We start from the raw sequence: 10,513 nt of genomic DNA on the forward strand, positions 1-10,513 counted from the left end.
TTCCTCCTTCAGTTATTTTTCGCTCCAGACCGCAAGCTCGTTGCCGGCGGGATCGGTGAAGTGGAAGCGCCGCCCGCCGGGGAACGAGAAGATCGGCCGGACGATCTTGCCTCCCGCCTCGGTGACCGCGTCGAGCGTCCGCTCAAGATCGGCAGAGTAGAGAACCGGCAGCGGCTTTGTCTCGCGTGTAGTTGAACTGTCGAAGCCACCGTCAAGACCTTCAGAATAGGCCGAGTAGGTCGGGCCGTAATCGGTGAACGTCCAGCCGAAGGCCGCGCTGTAGAACGCCTTGACGCTGTCGAGCGTGCCGTTTGCTGCCTGCATTTCCAGATAGTCGAGTTTGCCGTCTTCGCGCATGCTGAAGTCTCCTCGCTTGTTCTGGTTTTGTTCAAGTCTAGGCCACCCTGCTGATCTTGGGAAGAAAGAATTTTGACCCAAATCGATTGAGGTTGCCGGCAGCCGAATGCAGTCCTTGCTTTCGTGCCATTCGGGTTCTAACGCTCAGGCGCGAGGGGCTGACGAGTTTGAACCGGCTAACTGTACGAGAGGCGGACGGCTGCCATGGCTAAGTGGGTCTACAGCTTCGGTGGAGGCAAGGCAGAGGGTACGGCGGGCGACCGCGCGCTGCTCGGCGGCAAGGGCGCGAACCTTGCGGAGATGTGCAATCTGGGCCTTCCCGTACCGCCAGGCTTTACGATCACCACCGAGGTCTGCCGCTGGTACTACGAGAACGCACGGAGCTATCCTCCGGAACTGAAGGAGCAGGTACAGGCCGCGCTTGACGGCGTGGCCGAGATCACCGGCCGCCGGTTCGGCGATCCTGAGAAGCTGCTGCTGGTATCGGTCCGCTCGGGCGCGCGCGCCTCGATGCCGGGCATGATGGACACGGTGCTCAATCTTGGCCTCAACGACCAGACGGTTGAGGCGCTCGCCCGCGACTCCGGCGATCCGCGCTTTGCCTATGACAGCTACCGCCGCTTCATCCAGATGTATTCCGACGTCGTGCTCGGTCTCGATGACGAGTACTTCGAGGAGATCCTCGAGGACGAGAAAGCCAGCCGCGGTTACGAATACGACACCGACCTGACAGCCGAGGACTGGCAGCAGGTCATTACGCTCTACAAGGCGAAGGTCGAGGAAGAGCTGGACGAGCCGTTCCCGCAGGACCCGCATGCGCAGCTGTGGGGCGCAATTGGCGCCGTCTTCTCCAGCTGGATGAACCCGCGTGCGATCACTTATCGCCGCCTGCACGACATTCCAGAAAGCTGGGGCACCGCCGTCAACATCCAGGCAATGGTGTTCGGCAATATGGGCGAGACGTCGGCGACAGGCGTTGCCTTCACCCGCAACCCCTCGACCGGTGAAAAGCGCCTCTATGGCGAGTTCCTGATCAACGCGCAGGGCGAGGACGTCGTCGCCGGCATCCGCACGCCGCAGAACCTTACCGAGGAAGCGCGCATTGAGGCCGGCTCCGACAAGCCGTCTATGGAAAAGGCGATGCCGGAAGCTTTCGCCGCCTTTGTCGAGATCGCGGATAAGCTCGAGCGCCACTACCGCGACATGCAGGACCTGGAGTTCACCATCGAGCGCGGGCGGCTGTGGATGCTGCAGACCCGCTCGGGCAAGCGCACGGCGCGGGCAGCACTCAAGATCGCCGTCGACATGGCGAACGAGGGGCTGATCACCGAGGCGGAAGCCGTCGCGCGCATCGACCCGGCTTCGCTCGACCAGCTGCTGCACCCGACCATCGACCCGAAGGCAACGCGCGACGTCATCGCGGTCGGTCTGCCGGCTTCACCGGGTGCCGCGACCGGCGAAATCGTCTTCACCTCGGACGAGGCGGAAGAGATGCGGGCCCAGAACCGCAAGGCGATCCTCGTGCGCGTCGAGACGAGCCCCGAGGATATTCATGGCATGCATGCCTCGGAAGGCATTCTCACCACCCGCGGCGGCATGACCAGCCACGCGGCGGTGGTCGCCCGCGGTATGGGCAAGCCGTGCGTTTCTGGCGCCGGCACGCTGCGTGTCGACGCGCGGGCCGGCACGCTGGTGGCGATGGGCCGCACCTTCCACCGCGGCGACATCATCACAATCGACGGCACCACCGGGCAGGTGCTGAAGGGTGCCGTGCCGATGCTGCAGCCGGAGTTGTCGGGCGACTTCGCCGCCATCATGAGCTGGGCCGACAAGCTGCGCCGCATGAAGGTGCGCACCAACGCCGAGACGCCGGCGGATGCGCGCATGGCGCGCTCGTTCGGCGCCGAGGGCATCGGCCTTTGCCGCACCGAGCACATGTTCTTCGACGACGACCGCATCGTCGTCATGCGCGAGATGATCCTCGCCGACACCGAGAAGGACCGCCGCGCGGCACTGGCGAAGCTGCTGCCAATGCAGCGCTCCGATTTTGTCGAGCTGTTCGAGATCATGGCGGGTCTGCCGGTGACGATCCGCCTGCTCGACCCGCCGCTGCACGAGTTCCTGCCGAAGACCGAGCAGGAAATCGCTGACGTTGCCGCGGCGATGGGCGTGTCCGCTGAGAAGCTGCGCCAGCGCACCGAGGCGCTGCACGAATTCAACCCGATGCTCGGCCATCGCGGCTGCAGGCTCGCCGTCTCCTATCCGGAGATCGCCGAGATGCAGGCGCGCGCGATCTTCGAGGCGGCTGCCGAAGCCGGAAAGAAGACCGGCAGCCCGGTCGTGCCGGAGATCATGGTGCCGCTGGTCGGCCTCATGAAGGAGCTCGACTACGTCAAGGCGCGCATCGACCACGTCGCCCAAGCGGTGATGCAGGAGACGAGCAGCAAGTTCGACTACCTTGTCGGCACGATGATCGAGCTGCCGCGCGCGGCCTTGCGCGCCAATGCGATCGCCGAGGCCGCCGAGTTCTTCTCGTTCGGCACCAACGACCTCACCCAAACCACCTTCGGCATTTCGCGCGACGACGCCTCGTCGTTCCTCGAGACCTATCGCCAGAAGGGCATCGTCGAGCAGGACCCGTTCATTTCGATCGACGTCGAGGGCGTTGGCGAGCTGGTCCGCATTGCCGCCGAGCGCGGCCGGCAGGCCAAGCCCGGCCTCAAGCTCGGCATCTGCGGCGAGCATGGCGGCGACCCGCGCTCGATCGAGTTCTGTGAGGAAGTGGGGCTCGACTACGTCTCGTGCTCGCCGTTCCGCGTACCGATCGCGCGGCTAGCAGCGGCGCAGGCGGCGGTGAAGCAGTGGCAGAAATAGTTCTGAGAGGGGGGCTCTTGAACGCCCCCTTCGTCGCTTCGCGACACTTCCCCCGCACGCGGGGGAAGATCCCGGAGACGTAATTTCCAGAACGGTCTTTACAGGCTCAAAGCTGGATCCTCCCCCTCGTGAGGGGGAGGTGGTCCGAAGGACCGGAGGGGGCTGACCGAGAGCATGCTCACCAAGGTTGGAGCCAGACGCCCCTTCGTCGCTTCGCGACACTTCCCCCGCACGCGGGGGAAGATCTTGGAGACGTGGTTTCCAAACGGATCTTACAGGCTCAAAGCTAGATCCTCCCCCTCTTGAGGGGGAGGTGGTCCGAAGGACCGGATGGGGCTGACCGAGAGCATGCTCACCAAGGTTGGAGCCAGACGCCTCCTTCGTCGCTTCGCGACACTTCCCCCGCAAGCGGGGGAAGATCCCGGAGACGTAAGTTTCAAGCTGGATAAAGCGTGGCGTTGCCGCTGGATCCTCCCCCTGGAGAGGGGGAGGTGGTCCGAAGGACCGAGGGGGCTCTTAGAGCGCTACCGCAACAGACCTACCGCAACCCGGGCGCTTCCTGGCCGGTGCTGGCGACGTATTCGGTGTAGCCGCCGCCATAGGTGCGGGGGCCTTCTTCAGTGAGTTCCAGTACGCGGTTCGAAAGCGCCGACAGGAAGTGGCGGTCGTGCGAGACGAACAGCATCGCGCCTTCATATTTCGACAGCGCATCGACGAGCATTTCCTTGGTGGCGATGTCGAGGTGGTTGGTCGGCTCATCGAGAACGAGGAAATTCGGCGGGTCGAACAGCATGATTGCCATGACGAGCCGCGCCTTCTCGCCGCCTGACAGCACCCGGCAACGCTTCTCCACGTCATCACCGGTAAAGCCGAAGCAACCGGCAAGCGCGCGCAGCGGCGCCTGACCCGCCTGCGGGAACTGATGCTCCAGGTTTTGGAGGATGGTGAGGTCGCCCTCCAGCACTTCCATCGCATGCTGGGCGAAATAGCCCATCTTGACGCTCGGCCCGCGCGAGACCGTTCCCTTATCCGGCTCGGAAGCGCCGGCGATGAGCTTGAGCAGCGTCGACTTGCCGGCGCCATTGACGCCGAGGACGCACCAGCGCTCGCGGCGCCGGACCTGAAAGTCGAGGCCTTCGTAGATGACCTTCGAGCCATAGCTCTTGTGAACGCACTTCACGGTCGCGACGTCCTCGCCAGAGCGTGGTGCCGGCTGGAACTCGAAGCGGACGGTCTGACGGCGCTTGGGCGGCTCGACCTTATCGATCTTGTCCAGCTTCTTGACGCGGCTCTGCACCTGGGCGGCATGCGAGGCGCGGGCCTTGAAGCGCTCGATAAAGGCGATTTCCTTGGCGAGCATAGCCTGCTGGCGCTCGAACTGCGCCTGCTGCTGCGCTTCGGCCAGTGCACGCTGCTCAAGGTAAAACGTGTAGTCGCCGGAGTAGGTCGTCAGGTTGCCGGCGTCGATCTCGATGATCTTCGAAACGATCCGGTTCATGAACTCGCGATCGTGCGAGGTCATGAGGATGGTGCCATCGTAGTTCTGCAGGAATTTCTCGAGCCAGATCAGGCTCTCGATGTCGAGGTGGTTGCTCGGCTCGTCGAGCAGCATGGCATCTGGCCGCATCAGAAGGATCTTGGCGAGCGCCACGCGCATCTTCCAGCCGCCCGACAAGTTGCCGACATTGCCGTCCATCATTTCCTGCGAGAAGCCGAGGCCGTCGAGAACCTCGCGCGCGCGCCCGTCGAGCGAGTAGCCGTCGATCTCGTCGAAGCGGCTTTGCACCTCTCCGTAGCGCTCGATGATCTCGTCCATCTCGTCGGCGCGGTCGGGATCGCCCATTGCTGCCTCAAGCTCGGCCATCTCCGCTATCATCGCGCTGACGGGGCCCATGCCTTCCATGACCTCGGCAACGACGGTGCGGCCTTCCATTTCGCCGACATCCTGGCTGAAGTAGCCGATGGTCACGCCGCGATCGATGGAAACCTGTCCTTCATCCGGCGATTCCTGACCGGTAATCATGCGGAACAGCGTGGTCTTTCCCGCGCCGTTCGGACCGACGAGACCGATCTTTTCGCCTCGCTGCAGGGCCGCAGACGCTTCGATGAAGACGATCTGCTGACCGTTCTGCTTGCTGATGTTTTCGAGACGAATCATGCCGGAAGGACCCCTGGAAGATGGCTAGGGGTCCCTTAAGCGATGGCGTTTGGTTGAGAAAGGGGCGTCAGGCCGTTTCGAGCGTGCCCTGCGTGCGGCTCTTCGCCCAGCATTGGGCGAGGTTGGCATAGGCCACGGCCAGCGACGCCAGCGGCAGGCTGGACTGCGTGACGGGCGTCACCTCGATAGGGCTGCCGTCGCAGGGGATCGAAATCACCGCATATTCCTGGCGGTCCTCCTCGGCGAAGGCGACCGCTCCCAGCCAGCGCTGGTCCCTTCCTTCTCCGATCCTGATCTGGAACAGCAGGATGCCGCCGACGCTCTCCACCGTTTCGCGGATGATCTGCTCGCACAGATCCTGCTTCGTGTCTCGTTTTCCGAGGGCAAGTTCGAGCTCGACGGCTTCAAGGGCAGCTTCAAATGGGGGTGGCGGTGGCTTCAGTGCGGGTGAGAGCGTGTCGCTCGCGGTCATTCGTTGCCTCTCCATGGGTGCCGAAGCCAAACGCTGCGCGGAACCGGCGGTTCCAGATCCTTCGCGACAAGCGTCACCCCCGGCCTTCGCATCCTCTGGACAGCGGGCTCATTCCGGCGAACACTGCCCTGGCAACGCAAGGAGGAGGAACGCGATGCAAGGACTGATGCAGGAATGGCCTCTGCTCTGTCACAAGATACTGGATCATGCCGCGAGACAGCATGGCGAACGGGAGGTGGTCACACGCTCAATAGAAGGACCCATCGTCCGCCAGACCTACGCCCAATTGCGTAGCCGTGCCCTGAAGGTTGCGCAGCAGTTGCAGCGGGATGGTTACGGCTTGGGCGATCGCATCGCCACTCTTGCCTGGAACACAGCCCGTCACCTCGAAGCCTGGTACGGCATCAACGGCATCGGCGCCGTCTACCACACGCTCAACCCGCGCCTGTTTCCCGACCAGATCGCCTGGATCATGAACCACGCCGAGGACAAACTCCTGTTCGTGGACCTGACGTTCGTGCCGCTGGCGGAAAAGATCCTGCCGCAGGTGCCGAGCGTGAAGAAGGTGATCGTCTTCACTGACGCCGCGCACATGCCGCAGACCACGCTGCCGGGCGCTGTGGCGTACGAGGACTGGCTCGCCCAGGCCGACGGCGACTTCCAGTGGCTCGCGCTGGACGAAAACACGGCGAGCGGCATGTGCTACACCTCCGGCACGACGGGCGACCCCAAGGGCGTCGTCTACTCCCACCGCTCGAACGTGCTGCACGCGATGATGGCGGTTCAGCCCGACGCGATGGGCCTGTCGTCGCGCGATGCCGTCATGCCGGTCGTGCCGATGTTCCATGCCAACGCCTGGGGTCTTGCCCAAAGCGCGCCGATGGTGGGGGCAAAGATGGTGATGCCGGGCGGCAAGCTCGACGGCGAGTCGGTCTACGAGCTGCTGGACACGGAGAAGGTGAGCTGCACCGCGGCGGTGCCGACCGTCTGGCTGATGCTGCTGCAGTACCTCGAAAGCTCCGGCAAGAAGCTGCACTATCTGAAGCGCGTCATCATCGGCGGCTCGGCCTGCCCGCGGGCGATGACGGAAAAATTCGAGCGCGACTTTGGCGTCGAGGTCATCCACGCCTGGGGCATGACGGAGATGAGCCCGCTCGGTTCGCTCTGCACCATGAAGCCGCAGCATGCGAACCTCGCGGGCGACGCGCTGCTCGACGTCAAGCAGAAGCAGGGCTTTGCCCCCTTCGGCGTCGAGATGAAGGTCACCGACGACGACAACAACGAGCTGCCCTGGGACGGCAAGACCTTTGGCCGCCTGAAGGTGAGGGGCCCGGCGGTCGCCCGGGCCTACTATGGCGGGGCCGGATACGAGCAATTCGACGACGAGAACTGGTTCGACACGGGCGACGTCGCCCATATCGACGAGAACGGCTACATGCAAGTGACGGACCGCGCCAAGGACGTCATCAAGTCCGGCGGCGAATGGATCTCGACCATCGAGCTGGAGAATCTCGCCGTCGGGCATCCGGATGTGGCGGAGGCGGCCGTCATCGGCGTCCGGCACCCGAAATGGGACGAGCGCCCGCTGCTGGTAGTGGTGCCAAAGCCCGGCAAGCAGCCGGACAAGCAGGAACTGCTGAATTTCCTCGAGGGCAAGGTCGCCAAGTGGTGGCTGCCGGACGACGTGGCCTTCGTCGACGAGATCCCGCACACGGCGACCGGCAAGATCCAGAAGACGACGCTGCGCGAACAGTTCCGGCAATACCAGCTGCCGACGGCGTAAGGGGCGTGGTCTTGATCGGACGCTCGGCAGGACGGTCGTCCGCCTGTCATGCCGTGCTGCCCCTCATCCGCCCTTCGGGCACCTTCTCCCTGCGAGCGGGGAGAAGGTACAGGCTGAAACCGATACCGTTTCAAATCCGCTTGCCGTAGATTGCGCTCAGATTCATTGCTGCTTCATTGCTGCGGGCAGGCACGGCATGGCAACGACGATACTGGCGGATCGCAGGGTTTCGCGCTCGGCCGACTGGGCGCGGAAGGTGTCTTCGTTTTCGCTGATCCTGCTGTTGGTGGCCTGCGTGGGCCATCGCTACGGGTTGATGGAGACGGCTGCCTTCCTGTGGGTGCTGGCGCTGGTCGCGGGGCTTGCGATCCTCGCCATCTTGCTGGCGGCACTCGGATTCCATCGCCTGTGGCACTACGGCGCGAAGGGCGGGCGCGCGTCGTTGGTGGCAGTGCTTCTCTCGGCGCTGGTGCTGGCACCTTACGGCTATGGCGTCTATCTCTACCTGACCCATCCGCCGCTCGCCGATGTTTCGACGGATCTCATCGACCCGCCCGCCTTCATCACCGCCCAGAATAACCGCACCGCGGGCATGAACCCGCTTGGCCGCATCACGCGGGAAGAGGCTTCGGTGCAGGCGGAGGCCTATCCGGACCTGACGGGCCGCCGCTTCGATGCGTCGATGGAGCGGGTATTCAGCGCCCTCAAGGTTGCGCTGGAGCAACAGGGGTGGCGTCCGACGCGTCAGCTGCCGGTTGAGACAGAACAAACCCGGCTGACTTTGGAGGTCTATGCGCCGACCTGGCTGCTGCGGCTCCCATCAGACGGGGTGCTGCGGCTCGTCGACGAGGGCGAGACGGTGTTCGTCGACCTGCGGCTCGCCCAGCGCTACTTCTGGCACGACCTTGGCAGCGGCGCGCGGCGCATCAACCGCTTCATGACGGCGCTGGAGGCGGAGTTCGAGCGCCAGTCGCTCGAGATCATCGATATTCCCGCCTCAGCGGGGGATGAAGATCCCGCCAATTGATGGCTCGCCTTCGGCCTCGACGAGACCGCGCGCGACCATGTCCTCAAGATGGGCAAGGACCGACAAGCCAGCGGCGTTATGGAGCCGCGGGTCGGTGTCGCGGTAGATCGCCGCAACCATTTCCGGAATGGTGCGGTCGCCGCTGCGCAGCCGCTCGAGGATCGCGCGCTCGCGCATCCTGCGGTGCGTCTTGAGGCCGCGCAGGAACGCGGATGGCTGACGCACCGGCCCGCCGTGGCCCGGCAGATAAAGCGTGTAGTCGCGCTCCATGAGCTTATCGAGCGAGGCCATATAGTCCGACATCGCGCCGTCGGGCGGGGCGACGATCGTCGTTGCCCAGGCCATCACGTGGTCGGCGGAAAAGAGGATGCCGGTGCCTTCGAGCGCAAAGGCGAGGTGGTTGGCGGTGTGCCCCGGTGTGTAGATCGCGCGCAGGCTCCAGCCGTCGCCCTCGACGAGTTCGCCATCGGCAAGCGAAACGTCCAGCATAAACTCGGTGTCGGCGCTGGCGTCGAGCGGATTGATTTCACCGATGCGCAGCGGCCGGGCAGGGCGGTGGGGACCCTCGGCATAGACCTTCGAGCCAGTCGCTTCCTTGAGCTGGCGCGCGAGCGGCGAGTGGTCGGCATGGGTGTGCGAAACGAAGATGTGGCTGACCGGGCGGCCGCCGATCGCGCGCAGCAGTGCCTGGAAATGATTCTCGCTGACCGGGCCAGGATCGATCACCGCCAGTGTATCGGTGCCCAGTATGTAGCTGTTCGTCCCGTGGAAGGTGAAGGCGCTTGGATTATCGGCCGTGATTCGTCGCACGCCGGGGGCAACTTCAATCGCCTCGCCGTGCGCAGGCTCGAAGTGGTTGTCAAAATCCAGAGCCATTAGCGGTTTCCTTGTGAACAGGCACTGCGAGCGAAACGTGTTGCCGCATATCACGGAAGGCCATATACGGAAAACCGTGTATTGCCTTCCGGATCCTGATGGAGAACCCGATGTCAGCTGCAGTTCTTTCCCGTCCGCTCGTTTCGCTTGCCTTGCCTGAAAAGGGCATTGCTCGCTACGCGGCCCTCGGTTTTCTGGCCGTAGCCGGCACGTTGCTGCTTACCGTTGCAGCCAAGACCAAGGTGGTTCTGGGACCGGTCGACCTCTATCTCGGCAACTTCGCCGTGCTGGCGCTCGCAGCCGCCTACGGCTCGCGCCTCGGCCTTGCGACCTTCCTGCTCTACCTCGCCGAGGGTGCTGCCGGCTTCCCGGTCTTCCAGAGCACCCCTGAGAAGGGCATCGGTCTCGCTTACATGATGGGCACCACCGGTGGCTACCTTGTCGGCATGATCGCCGCGACCGCGATGGTCGGCTGGGCGGCTGACCGCGGCTGGGGTAACAAGCCGTTCCGTCTGTTCGCCGTCATGGTTGCCGCTGTCGCAACCATCCTTGCTGCCGGCTTCGCCTGGCTGTCGGTCCTGATCGGTGCCGAGGCCGCATGGCAGTTCGGTGTCGTTCCGTTCATCGTGCCGGACCTCGTTAAGGCAGCGCTCGCTGCTTCGGTCGTCCCGGCCGTCTGGGCGCTCTTCCGCCGCGCCTGAGACTTGGCAGGTTTCAAAAAGAAAGGTCGGTCGCGAGACCGGCCTCAGACTGCTGACAAACCTCTGGCTTCGGCCGGAGGTTTTTGATTCAGTGGGGCATGCTGAAGAAGCCTGCTCCCGAACAGACGGCGCTCGAGATAGTGACGCTTGAGAGCCTGGTGCCGAAGGATCACCTGCTGCGCAAGATCGACGCGGTGATCGACTTTTCCTTCATCCACGATCGTGTCGCGGGGCTCTACTGCCCCGACAACGGCCGGCCGCCGCT

At 64.1% G+C, this 10,513-nt stretch carries 8 protein-coding genes and 1 pseudogene; 5 read left to right on the plus strand and 4 right to left on the minus strand.

Features of this window, described 5'->3' with window-relative positions; genetic code table 11:
- Nucleotides 1–12: 12 nt before the first annotated feature.
- Complete coding sequence (locus tag L630_RS0110630; RefSeq protein ID WP_024848239.1) at nt 13–357, minus strand: VOC family protein; 345 nt, start codon at nt 355–357, stop codon at nt 13–15.
- Nucleotides 358–561: 204 nt separating this feature from the next.
- On the opposite strand from L630_RS0110630, the gene ppdK reads away from it, so the two are divergent.
- Nucleotides 562–3,231, plus strand: a complete 2,670-nt coding sequence (gene ppdK, locus L630_RS0110635; protein WP_024848240.1) for a pyruvate, phosphate dikinase — start codon at nt 562–564, stop codon at nt 3,229–3,231.
- Between the two features lie 538 nt (nt 3,232–3,769).
- Here ppdK and L630_RS0110640 read toward each other — a convergent pair.
- Together L630_RS0110640 and L630_RS0110645 are read right to left on the minus strand one after the other, a co-directional pair.
- Nucleotides 3,770–5,389: an ABC-F family ATP-binding cassette domain-containing protein gene (locus L630_RS0110640; protein WP_024848241.1), complete on the minus strand. Its 1,620-nt coding sequence runs from the start codon at nt 5,387–5,389 to the stop codon at nt 3,770–3,772.
- Between the two features lie 67 nt (nt 5,390–5,456).
- Nucleotides 5,457–5,861, minus strand: a complete 405-nt coding sequence (locus L630_RS0110645) for a hypothetical protein (RefSeq protein ID WP_024848242.1) — start codon at nt 5,859–5,861, stop codon at nt 5,457–5,459.
- 154 nt (nt 5,862–6,015) lie between these two features.
- Between L630_RS0110645 and L630_RS0110650 the strand changes: the two genes are divergently transcribed.
- Entirely contained in the window at nt 6,016–7,644 is a 1,629-nt protein-coding gene (locus L630_RS0110650) for a 3-(methylthio)propionyl-CoA ligase (protein ID WP_024848243.1), read from the plus strand.
- Between the two features lie 196 nt (nt 7,645–7,840).
- Nucleotides 7,841–8,671: a DUF1499 domain-containing protein gene (locus tag L630_RS0110655; protein ID WP_024848244.1), complete on the plus strand. Its 831-nt coding sequence runs from the start codon at nt 7,841–7,843 to the stop codon at nt 8,669–8,671.
- On the opposite strand, the gene L630_RS0110660 is transcribed toward L630_RS0110655, so the two are convergent.
- Nucleotides 8,642–9,547 carry an MBL fold metallo-hydrolase gene (locus L630_RS0110660; protein WP_024848245.1) on the minus strand — a complete coding sequence of 302 codons (906 nt, stop codon included), beginning with the start codon at nt 9,545–9,547 and terminating at the stop codon, nt 8,642–8,644. The two genes, L630_RS0110655 and L630_RS0110660, sit on opposite strands and share 30 nt — an antisense overlap.
- A 110-nt stretch (nt 9,548–9,657) precedes the next feature.
- Between L630_RS0110660 and L630_RS0110665 the strand changes: the two genes are divergently transcribed.
- Nucleotides 9,658–10,248 carry a biotin transporter BioY gene (locus L630_RS0110665; RefSeq protein WP_024848246.1) on the plus strand — a complete coding sequence of 197 codons (591 nt, stop codon included), beginning with the start codon at nt 9,658–9,660 and terminating at the stop codon, nt 10,246–10,248.
- Nucleotides 10,249–10,346: 98 nt separating this feature from the next.
- A pseudogene (locus L630_RS22840) lies at nt 10,347–10,513 on the plus strand (IS5/IS1182 family transposase); the annotation flags it as partial.

Origin of the sequence: Aminobacter sp. J41 (genome assembly GCF_000526635.1) — a bacterium.
Taxonomy (GTDB): Bacteria; Pseudomonadota; Alphaproteobacteria; order Rhizobiales; family Rhizobiaceae; genus Aerobium.

Coding starts and splice junctions, on each gene's coding strand:
- L630_RS0110630 (WP_024848239.1), bottom strand. CDS start 357: ATGCGCGAAGACGGCAAACTCGACTATCTGGAAATGCAGGCAGCAAAC.
- ppdK (WP_024848240.1), top strand. CDS start 562: ATGGCTAAGTGGGTCTACAGCTTCGGTGGAGGCAAGGCAGAGGGTACG.
- L630_RS0110640 (WP_024848241.1), bottom strand. CDS start 5,389: ATGATTCGTCTCGAAAACATCAGCAAGCAGAACGGTCAGCAGATCGTC.
- L630_RS0110645 (WP_024848242.1), bottom strand. CDS start 5,861: ATGACCGCGAGCGACACGCTCTCACCCGCACTGAAGCCACCGCCACCC.
- L630_RS0110650 (WP_024848243.1), top strand. CDS start 6,016: ATGCAAGGACTGATGCAGGAATGGCCTCTGCTCTGTCACAAGATACTG.
- L630_RS0110655 (WP_024848244.1), top strand. CDS start 7,841: ATGGCAACGACGATACTGGCGGATCGCAGGGTTTCGCGCTCGGCCGAC.
- L630_RS0110660 (WP_024848245.1), bottom strand. CDS start 9,547: ATGGCTCTGGATTTTGACAACCACTTCGAGCCTGCGCACGGCGAGGCG.
- L630_RS0110665 (WP_024848246.1), top strand. CDS start 9,658: ATGTCAGCTGCAGTTCTTTCCCGTCCGCTCGTTTCGCTTGCCTTGCCT.